Source organism: Streptomyces sp. CAI-85 (assembly GCF_013363615.1).
In the GTDB taxonomy this organism is placed as follows: domain Bacteria; phylum Actinomycetota; class Actinomycetes; order Streptomycetales; family Streptomycetaceae; genus Streptomyces; species Streptomyces antibioticus_B.
Map to the genome: position 1 here is coordinate 43,141 of NZ_JAANNX010000023.1, position 19,406 is coordinate 62,546.

Sequence of the window (19,406 nt, forward strand, 5' to 3'; positions counted from 1 at the left end):
TCGGCCCCTCGCCGTCCTCGACGCGATCCTCGATGCGTGCCGGGCATACGATCACGCTCGTCACGACGCGCGCACTCGGTGAGACCGCGGCCGTGCCGTCGTCGCTCCGGCCACCCAGTTCGTTTGTGGCCGCGGTGCACTCGCCGCCGCGCTCGCCAGGGTCCACGAGACCTCTCGCCGTCTGTCGGGTCAAGCCAAACGATCGCGCCCATATCCACCGCGCATGGTGCGGCGTTCGCGTCCTCCCTCGCCCGAAGCCGCCCACCCGCCGCGTAAACACGCCAGGGCCGCGACACCGCCGGTGAGACCGCTCCGGCCGATGCCGCCGACCGGTCGACGGCATCGCTGATGTCTGGCAGGGGCGTTCCGAGAGGTGTGCGGTGGGGGCGGCGCACGGCAGGTCCTGGAGGGGTCAGCCGTCGCACCAGGCGCTCATGCGGTCGGCAACGTGAGCGGTGTGGAGCGCGAGGGTGTCACCGAGCGAACGTGCCTCGTCCGCAGGGAAGTAGGCATCCAGGAGGCCGTAGAACGGCGCGTCAAGGGACAGCCGTTCCTGCACGTTTCGCGTGGGGCGGTAGTGGACCAGGGTGTTTCTGAACCCTCTGTGCGCTTGAAGGATCAGGTTGCTCGTCGGAGCGTCGAGGATGTCCTTCAACAGCGCTCGGTCCGGCGGGCGGAGCCCGGATCCGTACTGATCGTCGAGCTTGCGAAGGCTGGACAGGACGTGATGAAGGGTGATGTAGCGCAGCTTGAACAGCGTTGTCGCCGAGGAGGGAGTCGTGTCGTCGGCGAGGAGGACGTCAACGGTGTTCAGCGCGCAGGTCACGGCCGTCAAGGAGGCCTTGATCTCCTCTCGGAGGGCGGGATCGAAGCTTCGTCGGTAGTGCTTCTCGGCCCGCACCTCATTCTCGGTCAGGTCTGTTTTCTCCAGAGCATCGATCGCGCTCCGTCCCTGCCAGGGCAGGCCCTCTGCCGCCGCAGCGATGTAACTGCCCTGTTCCACGGCGACGGCATGCAGCCTTGGACCGAGCTCGTCCTTGCTCTTGAAGGCCTGTGGGGGGAAGGCGAGGAAGAATCCGGCTGTGTGCGAGGTGGAAACGAGTCTGCCGCGGAAGCGCCACAGGACGAGATCCTTTTCCAGCGGCCGGGCCAGCGGCAGCCAGGTGTTGTCGAGGAATTCCTGACGGTGTTCCTCGATGATGCGCCGGAAGTCGGCGCCGACATCGTCCAGTTCCTTGTGCTTGTCGTCGTAGAGCTTGACCCCTGCACAGCCCGGAAGAGGCTGTTCGTGCGGCTTTGGGCGTGGTCTGGGACCGCGCCGGCCGTGTACCACCGGCCCCTTGGCCGGCCCGCCTTCCAGCACGACGAACAGTTCGCCGCCCTGCAGCGGCAGCCATGCCGGGCCCCTCGAGGCCAAGGCTCACGTCCCGTCCTGCGACCAGACCCCGCGCCGACGCTCTGCCGATCGGACACCGCCCCGCAGGTCATGGGCGATGACCGCGTTCTCGTCACCCTGCCCGAACCGCTCCGCCGCCTCCGGCCGCAACTTCTCGCGAAGGGCCCGCCGTTCGTCGGTCGGCCCGCTCCCTTGCGCACACCTCACGCACTGGGCATGCCGCAGGGATCACGAGACGACGGCCTCCACGACACCACCCCTGGAAGTCGGTAGGTGTGCCGGCGCGTTCCGTGCCGGTCGAAGGGGCAGGCGTGAGGCTGGTTCCCGGGGTGGTGGACATGCCCGCAGCGCCGGCATCGTTGCAGGTCGTCGATCGCTTGGGCGCAGGTGAAACAGAAGGTGACGGGCGGGTCCGGCGCTGCGGCTGTCGCCGCTCCGGCGACCAGGGACGGCTGGGTGGCAGTCGGGGCGATGCTCGGGGATCCACGAGTCATTGTCCGTGGACGATATTTTGCCGTGCTCGACCACGTAGAACGTGTAGCCCGATGCGAACTGGTGCGGTTCCTGGGCGATGTCGCAGAAGCAGCACGCCACGGTGGACCCGCCGCGACGGCCGTCGGAGGCGACGAGTGCCCACTGGAAGCAGTCGGGGCGCTGCAGGGTTCGGTTCCGTGCCGAGGACCGGCGCGAGGTCTCGCATGCGCTCCGCCGCATAGGCCTGGATCATGTGCAGGCCGCCTCGGATGCGCTCCATGGCGATCTCGGCCTCGGCGCGTTGCTGGTCCTCGAGGTGGGGCAGCAGGTGGGTCTCGATGAAGCCGATGAGGAAGTTGAGAACCTGCGCTGTCGTGGTCTCTGCTTTCCCTGCGTCGGCGTTGTCACCGACCAGGCCGTAGTGCTGCAAGGCGTTACGGCTGCGCGCGAGGTCCGACAGGGCCTTCTTCTCGCGGACGCCGAAGGGGATTGCGACGATGTTGGTGAGCCGCTGCCGGGTCTCTTCGGGGCTGCAGCTGGAGAAGGAGCCGTCTGTGAGGGCCTGCCGGGTAGCTGTCCCCGGCTGTGCGAAGACCAGGCTCCAGTGCTCGATCTGAAGGCGGGCTTTGAGGAGTACCTCTGTTCCCGCGGCGAGGTGCAGTACCGCGTACTTCAGGTTGCGGGCGCTGATCGGACCGTCCTCGCTCTCCAGGTGTTCGATCACGCTGACGAGGTAGTCCAGACCGTTCTCGACCGGGGAGAAGTGCGGGTCACCGGCAAGCTCCGACCGGCGTATGCGGTAGCGGGGTGGCTCCACGGGAGGGTCGTAGAGGGCCCTGGGCGCGTCGGAGGAAGCCCAGCCGTCAGGCACACGCGCGACGTGTGCCCCGGCCTCCGTCACGGTCTCCGGACGGGTCTCTTACATGGCGGCGCGCGCCCGGAGCCGGGTCGCGGAGACGGTCGCTTCGCCGCCGAGGCCGGAGGGGACGTCCCCCTCGTGCCAGGCATCCGGGGTGACGGACCCGCCCAGCTGCTCGGGCGACTGCTTCCCGTCCTCGTCGCTCATGCGCCTTCCGTCTCCGCCCGAGATCCTACGGCCCCTACCTCAAGGGAGCTTGATCGGCGCCACGTGACTGAGGTGATGGTTCGCGCCGGGTTTGCGCCGGCTGCGGTGCCCGCAGCAGGCAGCGTCGCCGTCGGCACCGGGTATCGGCATCGAGGTGGGCCGGTCCGGGTCCTGCGCTCCGTGGCGGTGGCCGCCGTGCCGAGGAATTCCGTGATCTGTGCCCTTCCCGCCGGGTGTCCGTTGCTCGCCGATTCAGGAAGCGTCCGGCGTCGGTGGAGACGGCCCGGAAACCTGCCTGTCCGGCACCGGCGCTGGGTGCACGGTGGAAGGTGTGCGGGGCGCGTCGGCAAGCGTGCTTTGTGCCAAGGGGCGATGTCCGACGTTGGGGTGGTCTGGGGCTCTCGACGTGAGGAGGAAGTCTCAGGGGCATGCCGGCCGGCACAACGGGGATCTTCGTGCTGACACCGGGGCTGGTCGGGATCCGTATCACGGCCGCGGCCACGGGGACCGCCCAGCGTATCTCCCGGCTGTGACTCTCCAGCACGCATCCGGTCAGGCATGTCCCGGTGAAGGCGCAGTGCGCGTCGAGGTAAGGGAGTTCGGGACCTTCCCCGTCGTGTGCAGGCGGGGGTGAGCCGGCGTTCGTGGGCGTCGCGGACGGCTTCGCGGGTTCCCCTGGGGTGAGCAGGGGGATGCTGCGTCGTTCCGTGGTGTGAACCGCAGGGCGGGCCCCGCGGCTCAGGCAGGGGGTGTTCTCCCTGACCGGTCGTACGGCGGCGCCGGACGACAACCTCGACGTGTGCCGGCGAGGCGAGGCGGGTGTGGGCTGCCGCCCATGGGTCTCTCTTGAGGCGGCAGGAGCCGGGCGGCCGTCTTCGGGCGGCTCCGGTGGGGGCGTCTACGGGTAGACACCGAGTTCGTAGTGGGAGACGCCGGGGTGGACGGTCGCCCCGGCGTCGATGTCGACTTCACCCCAGGGGCGGGAGGGCAAGGAGATGTCGACGAAGGTGCCGCCGCAGCCCTCGCAGCATTCGAAGTGGTCCTGCCACGCGGTCACGTCCGTTTCGCCGGTCGGGTTGCGCATCGTGTGGAGGTCGTGACCGTTGCACTCGTCGTTCGGACAGGGCTCGCCGTGCCCGCAGTCAGGGCTGCCGCAGGGGCAGGGGCTGGTGCATTCCACCGGTTCCCAGTCCTGGGTCGTCACCGCACGGTCGCGTGGTGATCGACGATCGTCGGTCAAGGCCATCACGACGTCCCGCCGGGAGCGGCCAGTGGCTTGTGCCACCGCGTCGGTGAGTGCCACGACGTCCGGGAGTTCGGGGTCAAGGCCCGAGAGCCACACTGTCGGTGGTGCAGACAGGTCCTCACCGTTGCGGTAGAGCCGGGCGAAGAAGGAGCCGGTTGCAGTGTCGTATCCCCAGTCGCTGGCCAGATCCCATCCGAGAAGCGGCACAGGACGTGTGAAGTCTTCCCGGACGCGGTGTCCCGGGGGAACGTAGAGTGCCGTCATCCGGTGCCAGCGGCAGTGCGTCTGGTCGCCCTGCACGATGTCGGTACATGTGTCGTCCAGGGCCGGGTTCCCCCGGCAGCGCCGTCTGGAGCGGTGGTTGCGGCAATACGTCTGCGTCACCGGGATCAGCTGAGTGCACTGCCTCTCCCCCACGCCGCCGGGGGAAAGACAGCGCTGACGGTGCGCGGCTGCCGGATGCGGGTTGGCCACGCTTCCGCCGGCCCGCTGTCGTTCGATCTCACGGTGGATGCGGGCGACGCTCTCGTTGCGGGCTGATCCGGCGAGCTGGTAGACGGTGCCTCGGGTCGTCAGCAGGTGTGTGAAGGCGTCCGGGGTGAGTTGCGGCTCGGTCAGCAGCCGCAGTTCGTCCTCGCCGACGGCGTGCTCCACCGTTTCGCTCCGGCGCGTCCGACTGCGAAGTCGTCTGCTGGTGAGCAGCTCGTTCCAGAACTCGAGCATGAGCTCGCAGTCGTCCGACACCGGCTGGAACAGCCACCGTTCCTCAGCGTCGTGGATCGTCCGGATACCGTGGTGCGCCTCGGTCCGCGACTCCTGCTTGGCGCGCTCGCGCAGTCCCTGTGCACGGGCCAGGGTGGTCAGGTCGAGCCCTGCGGCACGCGGTGTACCGCCGGTGACCAGGTGCCGGGCGAAGTAGAGCGTGTCGACCGTCTTCGCGACCAGCCGACCGACGTCGACCAGATCGCCGTAGGTGCGCAGGCACCGGTAGTCCCCGTCGAACAGGTTGTGGCCGATGACGAGGTCGACGCCCTCGACGGCGGCGTCCAGGTCCGACAGGTTGTGGTCCCGGTAGGTGTGGAAGGCCGTGCGCTGCCACACCTCCCGTCCGGAGCCGGCGGGGCTCTCCTGCCGCTGCATCACCATGAAGCCCACGACGTCGATGTCCCAGTGCTCCGGCAGCCGGCTGCCTGCCACACGGGCGTAGTCCACATCCAGCACACCCACCGTGCGGGGCACCCCGGGCTGCAGTTCCTTGAACGCGGGTGTGTTGTAGCCGCTGATGCGGCCCCCGTAGCGGTCCGGATCCACGACGTCAGGGTCCGGCGCCGCGACAGGGGTCCATGTCTCCATGATTTCGGCGCCGGCCCAGGCGCACTCGGCTGCGCCACGTGTGCACACGGAGTGTGCCGCGTACAGGGCGAACCCGCGTCGGCGGGCGTCCAGGGCCTGGGGGTCGTCGGCGAGTTGCGCCTCGGAGAACACCCAGATGTAGATCGGGACCTCCTGGTCGGATCGCAGGTACCACCCTGCCTCGAGTGGGGCGCGCGGGGCGTCGGCCCGGGCGGAGAAGTCTGAGATGCAGCCGTCCGGAGCCTGCGCCGTGAACTCGAGGAAGGGCTGGCCTGATTCCTTCATGTGGTCGATGAGCGCCTGGAATCCCCACCCACGTGAAGGGACCCTCGGACCGCCGAGTCCGATCGTGGAGGGCAGTGGCTCGCGCCGGGGAACCGCGCTCGTACTGCGAGCTCGCGACGGCTTCCTCTTCCGTTTCTTGGGCATGCCACGGACTGTAGACCTCCGGCAACGGCGCGAACCCATCAGCGCCATGGGCGAGGTCGGGTCTGTGACGGCGCTGGAGGCGCCCTCGCTTCGCCGGCCCGGGACCCGCATCGGCGCCCTGCCCGAGTGCGCAAGAAGCACATGGGCGGACATGCTTCGCCCCACCGGCAAGCCGTGGGGCTGCGAACCGCTGCAAGCCGATCCGGGACGGAACTGACCTTCACCGGAAGTCTGCATGACAGAACGAACGCGAGCGGGGTGTTTCGTCGATGCCGGTGGAGCGCGCCAGGTCGATGCTCTGCGCCCCGCGGCAGGCAGGGGGGATCCGTGGGCGTTCAGGGTCAGACGGTTCCAGCCCGGCTCAGCCCCGCGCCAGCGGGGTGTGCTCCGGCCTTGGAGGCGCGAGACCTGTGGCCGAAGGCCTACGTCCCGCGCCGGCGCGGGTGCTCCGCACACCCGGTCCGTGACCGTCACGGGATCACGCCGCGGCCCCGCGCCGACGGCGTGCTCCGTCGCTCAAGGGCATCATGGACGGCTTCTCGGGCCGGCACTGCGCAGCAGGATGCTTCGTACAACACCCGGGCCGAGGCTCTTGGACGAGCGCTGGTGGCACCGACCACGCGCGGCTCGTTCGCGCGGCAACAGGACCCAGCGAGACTCAGCGGTATGTCGGTGAAGGCGCAGGAGACAGGCAGCTCAGGGGATGCCGGGCTGCCCGCCTGCAGCAGGGGAGCGCGTGGCCGGTGCACGCTCGACCACAGCATGAGCCGAGCCCCCTCACAACACGCTGTCCGCGTGCAACCGATTCCGACGGGACAGACCACCGGCGTGCCACCAGATCCTGCGGGATCGTTCCAGGCTGCTGTCACCGCCTGACGCACTCCGGCATGTGCGTCGTGAGTCAGGGCGTGGCGCACTGCCTGCGGCAGGTCTTCCGCTCGGTGGGCTACGGCGGCTCGTACCCGTGGTGCCGGATCGGCCGCCGGCACGGTCAGGAACGGATCGGTTCATGGCAGCCGGGCCACCGCGATGACGCACACGTGTCCGACGAGTCCACCAGCAGCGGAAGGCGCCCCGGGCCGGGGAGCTTGGGGAGCGCCGCACGACACTGCCGGACACTCCGCCGGCAGGGATGCTCCGGGAGCCCGGCGAGGGAGCCTGGGAGTCCGAGCCCGCCGCGCTCCGGTCGTACCGGCGGGCGACCGGGCACCCCGCGCCCCGCCAGGACACGGTGCGGGACGAGGGCGAGGCTGCCCATCGGGCAGCACATGGCCAACCCCCGGCGCAAGGGCGGGCTCGGGAAGGACCCGAAGCACGCGGCGGAGCCTGCGGAGCAGCCGCCGGCGATCGACCCGGACCGCAACCGCCCGTGGCCGCTGAACCGGCGGCGGCACTACAGGGTGCTCGCCGACCCGGCCGACGCCGACGGCGTCCTTCCCCACATCGCGCCGGCGCCACGACCAACAGCGATGACATCGGCACCTGGAGACGGCGGCAGCAGGAGCCGGACACATGGGCGCAGCTCCTGCCGAGGCCCGCGTGCGGGGCCGAGCACGGGGCCGGACCGGTCAGGAATCGAGAAGCCCCGGCCGCTGCCCGGCCCCTGGCGTGAAGGACATGGCAACCACCACGACCCTCGCGTCCGTCACCCTCGAGGTGGCCGACCCCCAGACCGCCCGCCGCTTCTACGAGGCCCTCGGCGTGAACACGTCCATACGCCTGCGGGCCTCCGAGGCGCACTCGAGCGGATTTCGCGGCTTCACCCTGGCGCTCACGGTGTCCGGGCCGGCCACCGTCGACGGCTTCCCCGCCGCCGCGGACGCCGGGGCCGCGGTGCTGAAGCCCGCCACGACATCGCTGTGGGGGTACGGCGGCGTCGTCCGGGCCCCCGACGGGACGATCTGGAAGATCGCGACCTCGGCGCGGAAAGACACCGGCCCCGCCACCCGCGAGATCGACGAGATCGTCCTGCCCCTCGGCGTCCAGGACGTGAAAGCCACCAAGCAGTTCTCCGCAGGCCGGGGCCTGACCGTGGCCAAGAGCTCCGACGGCAAATACGCCGAATTCGCCCCCGCTCAGGCCGGCACCGTCAAGCCGGCGTCGTACACGCGCAACGCGCCGGCCAAGGACCTCGGCGTCCCCGGCCGACGGCACCGCCTCACACCACACCGCCCTCGGCAGCACCGCAGACGCCTTCACCGACCCGGACGGCTTCGTCTGGGAAACCGCCGCACCGCCCGCCCCCACACCGTCCTGACCCCCGATCCTGCACTTCCGCACCACCGCGTCTCCCCTTCCACAGCAGGAAACCTGCCATACCGTCCACGAAACCGCCCGCCGAGAAGCACGACGGACTCACCGCCGAGGAACGGGCCGCGATGAAGGAACACGCACACGAACAGAATGAAGGCAGCGGCGCGGCGCGGACCGTCCCGGACGGAGAAGGAGACGGCAGCGGAGCACAACATGCCCGCGAAGATCACCGCATTACCGCAAACGGCCCGGGATCCCCGCCGAACGGATCCACGAGATCGTCACGACCACCACTCCCGACCTCACACCCAAACCCTGCTACGGCATGCCCACATACGCCAGAGACACCAAAGCCGTCCGCCACCCCCAGAACACACACAACCTCACCACCCGCTACGCCACACGCGGCCTCAGCGACCAGACGACACCCGACAACGGCACGATGTGGCCCACCACCTCCACACTCAACAAACCCACCACAGGCGACGAACAGTTCATCAGCGCCCTCGTGAAAAAGGCAGCCGGCTGAGGCCCTGCTCTACGTGGTGAGGCCTCGTCGGCCCCGGTATGGGGTGAAGTACCGGGAGTTGGGTTGTTCCGGACGGGCTGCGGGATCGCGAAATCGCTGCTCCCGTACCTGGCCTTGACCGCGCGCAAAAGGAATCGGCTTCCGCGCGGTCAAGGCCCGGGCTCGTCCGGGGCTGCTCCGGCCCGGCTGTCGCAGGAGTCAGGCGGCCGTCTCGCGGGCGGTGATGTGGCCCTCGCGCAGGGCGAGGTGCGTGCCGGTGAAGTGGGAGCGCATTCTGCGGTCGTGGGTGACGAGGATCAGGGAGCCTCGGTAGGCGGCCAGTGCTTCTTCCAGTTCTTCGACGAGGGCGGGTGCGAGGTGGTTGGTGGGCTCGTCGAGGAGCAGCAGGTCGACCGGGTCGGTCACGAGGCGGGCCAGTTCGATCCGGCGCCGCTGGCCGTAGGACAGTTCTCCGACGCGTCGGCGCAGATCGTCCGGGCTGAACAGGCCGAGCGCGAGCAGCGTGTCGGTGTGTTCTTCCGGGGCGCCTGGCCGTCCCGCGGCGAATGCCTGGGCGACGGTCAGCCCGGGCGGCCACGGTGTCTCCTCCTGACGCAGGTGTCCGATGCGTCCGGGGACGTTCACCGAGCCGCTGTCGGGTCGTAGTTCTCCGGCCAGGACGCACATCAGGGTGCTCTTGCCGGCTCCGTTGGGGCCGGTCACCAGCAGCCGCTCGCCGGGCCGGACGGACAGGGACGGGACGTGGAGGCGCTCACCGACGTGCACGTCGGTGAGCTGGGCCGCGGGGGCCGTGTTCCCGGCGGCGAGGCTGGTGGTGATGCGTGCGGTGAGGACGAGCGGCTCGGGGGGCGGTGTCACGGGGTTGCCGGTCAGCCGTTCGACCCTCTCCTTGGCGTTGCGGATGCGGACCGTCGCGCCGTGCCCGCGTCCGCGTGCACGGAATCCGCCGTGGCCGAAGACGCTCAGCGGCATCTTGCGCAGAATGGCGTCCAGGCGCGCCACATTGGATTCGGCGAGTTGCCGGTTGCGGGCGAGTTCGGCGCGCCAGTTGTCGTACTCCTGCATCCGTCGTCGGCGTTGTGCGGCCTTCGCGGTGAGGTAGCCGTCGTAGCCGTTGCCGTGGCGGGAGACCTGGGCGGAGTCGACCTCCAGGATGGTGGTGGTGAGGCGTTCGAGGAACTCCCGGTCGTGGCTGACGGCGATGACCGTTCCCTTGTGCCGGCGCAGGTGTGCCTCCAGCCAGCCGATCGCTTGGTCGTCCAGGTCGTTCGTCGGCTCGTCCAGGAGCAGCAGTTCCGGTGCCGAGGCCAGCGTGGCGGCCAGGGCCAGACGGGACCGCTCGCCGCCGGACAGGGTGGCCAGCCGCCTTCCACGATCCAGGTGCGGAAGCCCGAGCCCGTGCAGGGCGATGCCCACCCGGGTGTCCGCCTCGTATCCGCCCCGGGCCTCGTACTGCTCGACGAGCGCGGCGTAGCGCGCATGCGCGGGGCCGGGCTGCGGTTCCGGTGCCGTCGCCAGGTCGGCTTCCGCACGGCGCATCCGCGATTCGAGCGCGCGCAGGTCGGCCAGGGCCCGGTCGACCGCATCCTGAACGGTGGCGTCGGGCGGGAGTCGCAGCGTCTGCGCCAGGTATCCGGTGCCGCCGGGCGCCGCCACGGTCAACTCGCCGCTCTCGAAGCGCTCTTGCCCGGCGATGATCCGCAGCAGCGTGGACTTTCCGGACCCGTTGTCGCCCACGACGCCGACCTTCTCACACGGCTTGACGGTGAGGCACACCCGATCGAGTACGACGTGGTCGCCGTATCGCTTGGTGAGGTCGTGGAGCGCGAGTTGTGACGTACGCATGGTGCTGTTCCCCCGTTCTCGGCCGGGCCGGTCGAAGTCGTTCACTGGCATGCGCGTGCGCACCGGGCGGGCCGGGGCGCAGCGGGGCTGGGGAGGGGGCAGCGGGGGTTCTATGAGGCGTCTCCTTCGGTGAGAGGGGTGCGAGAGGGTGAGAGGGCGGTGGCGGACGAGGCGCGGGCGTGCGGGCGTCGTCGCGGGATCAGGGGGTGGCCGGTGCCGCCCACTCGACGAACTGGACGATCACGCCGTTGGGGTCGGTGATCTGGAAGAGGCGTTCGCCCCACGCCTCCTCCCGCAGCGGCATGGTGATCTCCACACCCGCAGCGATCAGGCGCTTCTCCTCTGCCCGAACGTCCGTGACGGTGAAGGCGAGGATCAGGCCGCCGGCGTGCTGGTCCGCCGGCAGCACCTGCGTGCCACGGGCCAGCAGAACGATGTCGACGGCACCGTCCTCGCGCGCCAGGGACGCGAAGCCTTCGGCGGCGGCCTGTTCGGTGTAGCCCAGGTGGGTGGTGAAGAACTGCTGGGAGGCGGCTACGTCGTCGACGGTCAGCGACACGGTGGAGGCGATGATCTGCAAGGTGTGTCTCCTCATGGTTGCGGGCCGGGGGCGTTGTGATGTCGATCGTCGGGATGCGGAGGGGGGCGGGGCCGGGCAAGAGGCTCAGGTATAGGGATGCCCCTTCTTCGCCCCGTAGCAAACTTACGACAGATGTAAATTTAGCTCTAACCCCTCAGGAGTGTCAACGTAAAAATGCTACGGATGTAAAGTTGTCCTCATGGCTACCGACAGCACCTCCCCCGCGCCCCCGGCCGGCCTGCGGGAATCCAAGAAGCAGGAAACCCGGCAGCTCATCTCCGACCACGCCACCCGCCTGTTCATCGCCCAGGGTTTCGAGCAGACCACCATCGCCGAGATCGCCACCGCCGCACGGGTCGCCAAGAAGACGGTGTCCAACTACTTCCCGCGCAAGGAAGACCTGGCCCTGGACCACCAGGACGCCTTCATCGCCTCCCTGGCCGACACCGTGACCGCCCGCCGACCCGGCGAGTCCGCCCTGACGGCACTGCGCCGCGCCTTCACCGACGGCGCCACCGCCGCCGATCCGGTCGCCGGGTTCTCGGGCCCCGCCTTCGCCCGCATGGTCGCCGACAGCCCCACGCTCTCCACCCGCCTGCGTGACCTGCACGACCTGCGCGAGGCAGCCCTGGCCGACGCCCTGGCCACGGCCACCGGTGCGACCCCCGACGACATCACCCCCCGCGCCGCCGCCGCACTGCTCGGCGCCGTGCACCGCACCCTGTTCCAACGCATCCAGGAACTCACCCTCACCGGCCACGACAACGCCCAGATCTCAGCCATCGTCACCGCAGAAGCCGATAAAGCCTTCGACTTGCTGGAACCCTCACTCACCCACTACGCCGCCGGCCGGACCACGGACGACACGCCCGCTTCCGCGTGACACCAGGGAGCGGGCAAAGACGTGTTCGGCCGCCCGCAGGACGGCCGGTGCGGCAATCGTCCTGCTCAGGTCCTCGCGACGAATCCCCGACAAGGCGAAAGGGACCGCCCCCTCATAGACGGGAGCACGCCGTGCCCGGGTCGAGGCCGTTGCCGAGCAGGTCAGCCAGGCAGGCGCCCGATCATGTGGCAGTTCCGTCCGCAGGCTCGGGGTTCGGCTGTGGGGGCGTGTGTGTGGTGAGTGCGGCGCGGGCGAGGTCGCGTAGCCAGGTGTGGGCCCGGTCGGTGTCGTAGCGCTGATGCCACGACAGGTGGATCGGCGCCGACGGCAGGTCGAGCGGGACGGGGAGTACGGCCAGGCCGGAGCCGGCGACCGCTGAGCGGAGGGTGGCTTCGGGGAGGCAGACCACGAGGTCGCAGCCGCGCACGAAGTCCAGGGCGGCGGCTTCGGTGGGCGCGGTGGCCACCACGGTGCGGGTCAGGCCGAGCTGTGCGAGGGCGTCGTCGACGGCGTTGCTGAGGTTTCCGCGTCGTGAGACGGAGAGGTGTCCGGCCTCGGCGTAACGCTTCGCGGTGACGGTCTTCACCCGGGTGAGGGGGTGCCCCTCTCTGACGGCGATCACGAGAGGGCTCTCGCCGACCTTCTCGGCACGTATGTCGGGTGCGCTCACCGGGTTCGCGTTGGCTTCCAGATCGACCTCGCCGCGCCGCAGTCCGGGGGTGTCGGTGGCCGTTTCCGCAACGAAGCGCAGACGCACGCCGGGCGCCTGCGCGCGCACGGCCGACAGCAGTGCGGGACCGCTCAGGGAGAGCAGGGAGTCGTGCCAGCGCAGGGTGAAGGTGCGTTCCAGGGTGGCCAGGTCGAGTTCACGGCTGGGGGCCAGTACCCCCTGGACCTGGTGCAGGAGTTCGTGCACCTGCTCGCGGACGGCGATCGCGTACGGCGTCGGCGTCATCGTCCGGCCGGTGCGCACCAGGATCTGGTCGCCGGTCGTGCGCCGGATGCGGCCCAGGCTCCGGCTCATCGCGGGCGCGGTGACGTGCAGGCGCGCGGCCGCCCCGGCCACGCTCTCCTCCTCCAGCAGCGCGTCGAGCGCGGTCAGGAGGTTCAGGTCCAGTTGCATGAGAGTAATCCTAGGCGTGCTTTACATGCATTTGAAGTTAGTCATCGGGCTGTCTACCGTCGAGGGAGAGCGCAAGAACACGGCCCACGCAACGTGGCCCGACCTACCTCATCCCCCTTTCCTCGCAAGGGAGTTCCGCCATGCCAGAAACGCTTCGGACCACCGACTCCACCAACTACACCGACGTGGTGAGCGAGACCGCGAACGCCGTGCGCGCGGCCGGTGCGGCGCTGCGCGAGCGTTTCGGGGACGTGGTCCGTCCCAGCAGCCGCGACGAGCTGATGCGCGCGCTGGCCGACAACGACGACACGGCCCTCGCCGTCCTGCGCCCCCGCCTGACGCGCCTGCGTCCGAACGCCGGCTGGGTGGAGGAGGAGTTGGACGGCGGGGCGCTGCCGCCCGGCGAGTGGTGGGTCGTGGATCCGGCCGAAGGCAACATCAACCATCTGCACGGCCTGCCGGAGTGGGCGGTGACCGCCACCCTCGTGCGGGACAACCGGCCCGTGCTCACCGCGGTCCACCTGCCGCTGACGGGCGAGACCTACACCGCGCTCACCGGCGCGGGCGCCCACCTCGACGGACGGCGGCTGCACGTCTCCCCGGCCACGGACCTCTCCCTGAGCGTCGTGGCCACGAGTCAGGCCCGGCCGGACGAGGACGAGACGGTCGTACGGCGCGTCGGCTCCTCGATCACCGCGATGCTCTTCGACGCGCTCGTCGTGCGTACCGCCGTGCCCGCGACGCTGCACCTGCTGAACGTGGCCGCCGGCCGGATCGACGCCTTCTGGCAGTTCTCCGGCGCTCGCGCGGACCTGCTGCCCGGCGCGCTGCTCGTCACCGAGGCCGGCGGACGGCTCTCCGACACCCAGGGCCGCCCCTGGAACCCGCAGAGCGACAGCTTCCTGGCCGCCGCGCCCGGGGTCCACGCCGCGGCCGTCGCCACGCTCTCACGCTGACCACGCATCACGACCGCTGAACACGTATCACGACCAACGAACGGAAGGACCAGCGCATCATGACCACGATCGCAGTTCTCGGGAACGGCCGCGTCGGCGGCAGCCTGGCCACAGCCCTCACCCGGGCAGGGCATGAGGTGACCGTCGCGGACCGCGCACCGGGGGCCGCCGCGGACGCCGTCCGGACGGCCCGGATCGTCATCAACGCCACCCCGGGCGCCGACTCGCTGGACCGGCTCGCCGCCCTGCGCGAGGAGCTGCGCGGCACGATCCTCGTCGACGTCTCCAATGCCACCGTCGACGGACCGGACGGTCTGCCCGCCGACCTGATCTACCCCGGCTCCAGCCTTGCCGAGCAACTCCAGCAAGCTCTTCCCGAAACGTACGTCGTCAAGACCCTCAACACCATGCTCTTCCCGGTGATGACCGCACCCGCCGCCCTCACCCAGGCACCCGACGCCTTCCTCTCCGGCGACGACCCCCAGGCCAAGCAGACCATACGCGAACTGCTCACCGACCTCGGCTGGCGCCCGGAATGGATCACCGACCTCGGCGGCATCGAGACGGCCCGCGCCACGGAGGCCGCGATACTGTTCGTCCCGCACGTCATTCGCTCCAGCGGATTTGCGCCCTTCGCGATCTCGATCGCCCGCTGACCGGGACGCCCTGAGCCCGGGGCGGGCGGGACCACACGCGCCGGAGGCAGACGGAGACGGCGACCCTCGGCCGATACCGGACCACTAGCGCAGTCAACGCTGGCGCTGGCCGGTGCACCGAGGTGACCGGCGCCAGGCAGCACAAGCGCGACGGTCTCACGCTGCGCGCTCCCGACGGCCCGTCCCGCGCCCACTCGGTCCCAGGCCACAGCCCAGAAGGCAGGCGGTGGCCGCGACTGACAGGACGGCCCCCGCCCCCGGACACACCAGGCCGAACAGCCGGAAAGCCAGGGCTCTCCGACCGGCTACGGAACAGGGCGAAGGCACCCGCCACTCCCCCGGGTCGCCGACCGGGGGATCTCGTCCACTGGATGCCCGGCTCCCGGCGGATGCCCAACGAAGCGCATCTCTGGGTACGGTCCCTGGCGGGCGCACTCGGCAAGAAGCCCGGTGAGGCCCTCGACATGGCGGGTGTGCGGCGACGGTTCCTCTCGCATACCCAGCACGAGAGCTACCTCGCCGTACCCGCGGGCCCCGGCAAGGTCACCGGTCACCGAGTCGAGCACGTCATGAGGACGCACCCGCTTTTGCTCCAACAGTTCCACCCGCGCCGGGAGGACAACGCCGTCCGGCGGCGGGACGAGCCGCGCACGTGCCGCCTATCTCCCGGACCGCCGTTCCCGGAGAGCCGTCGGCGGGCTCGTGCCATCGGGCCGTCGGTACAGGGCAGGCGTCACGCGGGGGCGCCCAGCGGTGGGTGCTCGAGCACGCGGGGCTTGTACTCGACGAGCTGGATGCCGCCGTCGAAGGTGCGGTGCTCGGTCATCTCGAGGGCGACGTCCGGATAGCCGTCGTAGATGCGTTCCTCGCCCGTCGCTCCGGTGATCACCGGGAACATGCCGACCCGGAAGCGGTCGACGAGGCCGGCGCGCAGCAGGGACCGGCTCAGGCTGAGGCTGCCGATCGTGCTGAGGAGCCCCGTACCGCTCGACTTCATGGCGCGGACCGTCTCGACGGCGTCGTCGCGCACGAGCGTGCAGTTGGCCCACGTCAGCGGCTCCGCGAGCGAGGAGGAGAACACCACCTTGGACGCCTGCGTCAGCTCGTCGACGGACGCCTCTTCCTCGGGCCGGAACTCGTCTTGTCCAGGCGGGACCTCACCTGAGGCGAAGCCCGACATCAGGCGGTAGGTGTTCGCTCCCATCAGGTAGGTGACCTCGGGCTGCTCACCGAGCCAAGCGAGGTACTCCGGGCCCTCGAGACCCCAGAACCCGGGCCATCCCTGTCCCGATGCGTAGCCGTCGAGGGAGGTGATGAAGTCGACGAGAAGCTCCGACATGGCGGGGTCCTTTCCTGAGGTGTCATGAGCTTGGACCTGCCGGGGGCCACAAACTCATCGGCCGCGCCGTGGAGCAACGAGAAACCCATGGGGCGCGGCCGGTCAGGGCCCCGAGCCCTAGTGATTGCACTATGCATGCAGTCAGGGGCTGATCTCCACGCTTTGGGGAACGGCGATGCGAGTTCTGCCAAAGCCCCAGCTCAGCTCCACCCGCGAACGGCCGTTGATCGGGACGACCTCGTAGTCATGGAGCGCCTCACCTGCGCGCGTGCCCTGGCCGCGTCGTAAAGGCGAAGGGCTCCGGCGTTGCGGAGTGGATCAGTTTCCGGTGGAGAACGGCATGGCATCGGCCCATTCCCAGAAGGCGCGGTCCGCGGCCACCTCGCGCTTCATGACCTCGTACAGGTCTGAGGGGTCTCTGTCCGCCGGGATGTCCACTGCGACGTGACGGTCGCCGCTCCACTCGCTGAGAAGACCTGCGGCGCTGATCTCGGCCCTGATGCGGTCCGTCGTCTCGACCAGTCGCCCGGGGTCCGGGGTGGGCATCAGCAGCATGCGCAGGACACGATGCGAGGACCGCTCCACCACCTCGCTGACCTCGTCGTTCTCCGACAGACGTACCCGGTGCCCCAGGGCGAGGCCGTACGTCCGGAACGGGATGCAGGCGACGGAGTAGACCCCGTCACCGACGGGCTTGAGCCATAGCTGTTCCTTCTGGCCGTCCAGCCCGAAGGGGGCCAGGTCAGCGTGCGCGATGTAGTTGTGCTGATCCCGTCCGACCGGTTCGTCATGGACGATGAAGACTGTCATGCGCTGCCTTTCCTGTGCCTCGGCCCCATGATGCCGTGGCCGTTCGACGGCATCTTCAGAGGGGGCGTCAGCGCCAGTCGCCGAACCTTTCGAAGTACGCCTCCAAGGGGCGCACGCTGGTCGACTCGACGGCGGCCCGCTGCGCCTCCCAGTCGCCGGCCAACGCTTCGACCAGCACCTCGGCGGCCCTCGGGGTACCGATCACCTTGCGCAGGCACTCCTCGCGTCGGGAACCGTCGAAGTGGACGAGCGCGGTGCGCGCCAGGTTGTAGGCGCGGCTCGTACCGCTCAGGCGGTACGGCGGATACGGGCGGAAGCGGTGTGTCAGCCGTGCCCCCGGAACGGCCAGCACGTCGAGCCCGGCCCGCCAGGTCCGGAGGCTGAAGTCCACGTCCTCGAGGCCGAGTTCGCGGAAGGCGTCGAAGCCGCCCAGGCGGCGGAACGTCGCCCTGCGTACCGCGAGGCAGCCGCCCGGTGCGAGGGGCACGGCGTACGGGGCGCCGCCGTCGGGTTCGGGAGGCAGCCAGCGGGTCCGCAGGTGGGCGTCGATCAGCCGCGCCCCGCAGCCCGCCGCCTCGCTGGCGGCGTCGGAGACGGTGGGCGCGAGGACGGCGCCGGGTCCGGCGTCCAGGGCCGTCCGCAGGCGTGCCAGGCAGTTCCGCTCAAGGCGGCAGTGTGCGTCGAGGAACACCAGGTGCGTACCGCGGGCGAGCCGGGCGCCCGCGTTGCGGGCCGCGGCGACGCCGCTGCGCCGGATGCGGTGCACGACGACGCCGCGGGCCCGCCACTCCTCCCGTTCCAACGGGGCGCAACTGCCGTCCGTGCCGCCGTCGTCGACGACGATCGTCTCGTCCGGGACGACGGCTCCGGCGTACACCGATTCGAGGGTCGTGTGCAGTTCGGCGCCCTCGTCCAGCGTCGAGACGATCAACGACACCGAGGACGCAGCAGGACTCATGTCAGCGGTGGCCCGGGAGTGCCGGGCGGGACGCCCCCGGGCGGCAGGGTGGCGACGAGGTCGATCAGGCCCGGGAGGAGGGCCGCGTGCCTGAGCGAGTCCCGCAGGTAGGCCGTCAGCCCGGCGGTGAGCGCGAAGTGGTAGGAACCGAGCCGGTCGAGCTCCCCGCCGTCCAGGTCCAGGGCCAGGAGATCGCCGGTGCGCAGTGCCGTCAGGCCCAGGGTGTCGAGGATCTTGTGGGGCGGGGCGGCGAACTCCAGGTAGTCGGCGAACTCGGTGGACGACTGGAAGTCCGCCTCGGCGAAGCCGGCGCGTTCGAGGGCACGCTCGAGTGCCCGGTCCCCCTGGCGCACCAGATAGCTGGCCGACGGGACGTCCGCCTCGCGCAGGTATTCGAGCAGTTGCTTGGTCAGGGCGGCGACGAGGCCGATGTTGGTGGCGTTCCGCCGGTCGGTCAGGACCGGGGTGAGATGGGCCCGGCCCTCGGTTCCGATCATGGCGATGCCCACCGCCTCGATCGTCTGCGACCCGATGCCCGTGGGCGGCCACGGCCGCTCCGTCACGGCGAGCGCCAGGACGAGACCGTGTCCGGACAGCAGTGGTTCCAGCACCTCGGTGAAGAGGTACGGGTAGCCGTTGCGGCGGCAGAACGCCGCGAGCGCGGTCCGCGTCTTGAGGTCGGTGTCGCGGGAAACCCCCAGTCGGACCGACTCGTTGGCGGAGGAGTGGTACGTCATCGGGGGCCTCCGAGGGCGGGGGAACCGGCACTGGACATCCAACCGGCGACCGCGTACCGCGTGCCGTCGAGCACGGTCGCCACCTCGTGCATCAGGGAGGAGCGGAAGAGCAGCAGCATCCCCGGCTCGGGCACGACGACCACCCGGCGGTCGCGCAGGCGGGGGTCGGTCTCGTACACGGTGAGCGCGCCGCCGTCGAACGTCGGCAGGGCCCCGGTGGCGCGGCGGCCGTTGAGGTACAGCAGGAGCGACCAGCGGTGGGCGGCGAGCCGCGGCGGATCGTCCTTGTGGTTGGCGACGTCGCGGTGCGCGCGGAAGTAGCTGCCCTTCTCGTACGACATGAAGTACGGGCCGTAGAGGAAGTCCGCGTCCGAGTCGAACGCCGTGCGGTGGTCGTCGAAGTAGGACGCCATGCGTTCGCCGATGCGGCGCTTGTGGTCGTCGGGGAAGTGGTGGTCGAAGCAGAGGCGCAGCGAGGGGTCGAGGACCGACTCGCCGGCGCGGACGACCTGGGCCGGCTCGCGGGGTGACTCGTCCATGGCCCGGATGGCGTCGGCGCATTCGGAGGCGGAGAGGAAGCCCGGAGCCGACGCCACGTTCGGCGTCCTGAACTGGGGTCGCATGAGTACTGACGCCTCCCGGTGGGGTACGTCGCGTGGAGTGCGTCCAGACTCCTGCAAGCGGACCCGGCCCGCGGGGACCGGCGCGCCGGGCTCGCCCGTGCGGCGGAACGGGCGGCGGGAGGACGGGGGCGGGAGGACGGGGGCGGCGGG

Annotated in this window: 16 protein-coding genes and 2 pseudogenes; 6 read left to right on the top strand and 12 right to left on the bottom strand. The window is 70.3% G+C overall.

All coding sequences use genetic code 11. The features are described from left to right. Nucleotides 1-412: 412 nt before the first annotated feature. From G6W55_RS23270 to G6W55_RS23285, 4 genes are all read right to left on the bottom strand, one after another. Entirely contained in the window at nucleotides 413-1,417 is a 1,005-nt protein-coding gene (locus G6W55_RS23270; RefSeq protein ID WP_175522785.1) for a hypothetical protein, read from the bottom strand. Between the two features lie 469 nt (nucleotides 1,418-1,886). After that, a complete protein-coding gene (locus G6W55_RS23275; RefSeq protein WP_175522786.1) occupies nucleotides 1,887-2,687 on the bottom strand; it encodes a hypothetical protein in 801 nt (266 codons plus the stop codon). A 102-nt stretch (nucleotides 2,688-2,789) separates the two neighbouring features. Next, nucleotides 2,790-2,936 (bottom strand): hypothetical protein, encoded by a 147-nt coding sequence (locus G6W55_RS23280; protein ID WP_175522787.1) that lies wholly within the window; start codon nucleotides 2,934-2,936, stop codon nucleotides 2,790-2,792. Nucleotides 2,937-3,834: 898 nt separating this feature from the next. After that, nucleotides 3,835-5,493: a hypothetical protein gene (locus G6W55_RS23285; protein ID WP_175522788.1), complete on the bottom strand. Its 1,659-nt coding sequence runs from the start codon at nucleotides 5,491-5,493 to the stop codon at nucleotides 3,835-3,837. Nucleotides 5,494-7,009: 1,516 nt separating this feature from the next. Here G6W55_RS23285 and G6W55_RS38890 point away from each other — a divergent pair. From G6W55_RS38890 to G6W55_RS38895, 3 genes and pseudogenes are all read left to right on the top strand, one after another. Next, nucleotides 7,010-7,489, top strand: a pseudogene (locus tag G6W55_RS38890) (helicase); the annotation flags it as partial. A gap of 92 nt (nucleotides 7,490-7,581) precedes the next feature. Continuing rightward, nucleotides 7,582-8,221: pseudogene (locus G6W55_RS23290) on the top strand (glyoxalase). Between the two features lie 321 nt (nucleotides 8,222-8,542). Beyond that, the gene (locus G6W55_RS38895) at nucleotides 8,543-8,746 is read left to right on the top strand and encodes a hypothetical protein (protein WP_254876399.1); all 204 of its coding nucleotides are present in this window, start codon (nucleotides 8,543-8,545) and stop codon (nucleotides 8,744-8,746) included. 198 nt (nucleotides 8,747-8,944) lie between these two features. On the opposite strand, the gene G6W55_RS23300 is transcribed toward G6W55_RS38895, so the two are convergent. Together G6W55_RS23300 and G6W55_RS23305 are read right to left on the bottom strand one after the other, a co-directional pair. Beyond that, on the bottom strand, nucleotides 8,945-10,591 hold the full coding sequence (locus tag G6W55_RS23300; RefSeq protein WP_175522789.1) for a TlrC/CarA/OleB/SrmB family ABC-F type ribosomal protection protein: 1,647 nt from the start codon (nucleotides 10,589-10,591) through the stop codon (nucleotides 8,945-8,947). A gap of 199 nt (nucleotides 10,592-10,790) precedes the next feature. After that, entirely contained in the window at nucleotides 10,791-11,171 is a 381-nt protein-coding gene (locus G6W55_RS23305) for a VOC family protein (RefSeq protein WP_175522790.1), read from the bottom strand. Nucleotides 11,172-11,370: 199 nt separating this feature from the next. Here G6W55_RS23305 and G6W55_RS23310 point away from each other — a divergent pair, with 199 nt between their 5' ends. Continuing rightward, a complete protein-coding gene (locus G6W55_RS23310; RefSeq protein WP_175522791.1) occupies nucleotides 11,371-12,054 on the top strand; it encodes a TetR/AcrR family transcriptional regulator in 684 nt (227 codons plus the stop codon). Nucleotides 12,055-12,235: 181 nt separating this feature from the next. Here G6W55_RS23310 and G6W55_RS23315 read toward each other — a convergent pair whose 3' ends face one another. Next, nucleotides 12,236-13,177, bottom strand: a complete 942-nt coding sequence (locus G6W55_RS23315) for a LysR family transcriptional regulator (protein ID WP_175522792.1) — start codon at nucleotides 13,175-13,177, stop codon at nucleotides 12,236-12,238. Between the two features lie 140 nt (nucleotides 13,178-13,317). Here G6W55_RS23315 and G6W55_RS23320 point away from each other — a divergent pair, with 140 nt between their 5' ends. After that, complete coding sequence (locus tag G6W55_RS23320; RefSeq protein WP_175522793.1) at nucleotides 13,318-14,133, top strand: 3'(2'),5'-bisphosphate nucleotidase CysQ; 816 nt, start codon at nucleotides 13,318-13,320, stop codon at nucleotides 14,131-14,133. Between the two features lie 59 nt (nucleotides 14,134-14,192). Continuing rightward, nucleotides 14,193-14,789, top strand: coding sequence for an NADPH-dependent F420 reductase (locus G6W55_RS23325; protein ID WP_175522794.1), 597 nt, complete (start codon nucleotides 14,193-14,195; stop codon nucleotides 14,787-14,789). A 733-nt stretch (nucleotides 14,790-15,522) separates the two neighbouring features. Here the strand turns inward: G6W55_RS23325 and G6W55_RS23330 are convergent. The 5 genes from G6W55_RS23330 to G6W55_RS39440 all read right to left on the bottom strand — a co-directional run bounded on the left by G6W55_RS23330 (nucleotide 15,523) and on the right by G6W55_RS39440 (nucleotide 19,229). After that, the gene (locus G6W55_RS23330) at nucleotides 15,523-16,128 is read right to left on the bottom strand and encodes a dihydrofolate reductase family protein (RefSeq protein ID WP_175522795.1); all 606 of its coding nucleotides are present in this window, start codon (nucleotides 16,126-16,128) and stop codon (nucleotides 15,523-15,525) included. Nucleotides 16,129-16,446: 318 nt separating this feature from the next. Further along, nucleotides 16,447-16,938 carry a DUF4265 domain-containing protein gene (locus G6W55_RS23335; protein ID WP_175522796.1) on the bottom strand — a complete coding sequence of 164 codons (492 nt, stop codon included), beginning with the start codon at nucleotides 16,936-16,938 and terminating at the stop codon, nucleotides 16,447-16,449. 67 nt (nucleotides 16,939-17,005) lie between these two features. Continuing rightward, nucleotides 17,006-17,896, bottom strand: coding sequence for a glycosyltransferase family 2 protein (locus tag G6W55_RS23340; protein ID WP_175522797.1), 891 nt, complete (start codon nucleotides 17,894-17,896; stop codon nucleotides 17,006-17,008). Next, nucleotides 17,893-18,633, bottom strand: coding sequence for a hypothetical protein (locus tag G6W55_RS23345; RefSeq protein WP_175522798.1), 741 nt, complete (start codon nucleotides 18,631-18,633; stop codon nucleotides 17,893-17,895). Before G6W55_RS23345 ends, G6W55_RS23340 begins: the two co-directional genes overlap by 4 nt. Next, nucleotides 18,630-19,229 carry a 2OG-Fe(II) oxygenase gene (locus tag G6W55_RS39440; protein WP_175522799.1) on the bottom strand — a complete coding sequence of 200 codons (600 nt, stop codon included), beginning with the start codon at nucleotides 19,227-19,229 and terminating at the stop codon, nucleotides 18,630-18,632. The genes G6W55_RS23345 and G6W55_RS39440 overlap by 4 nt, the downstream gene beginning before the upstream one ends. Nucleotides 19,230-19,406: the final 177 nt, after the last annotated feature.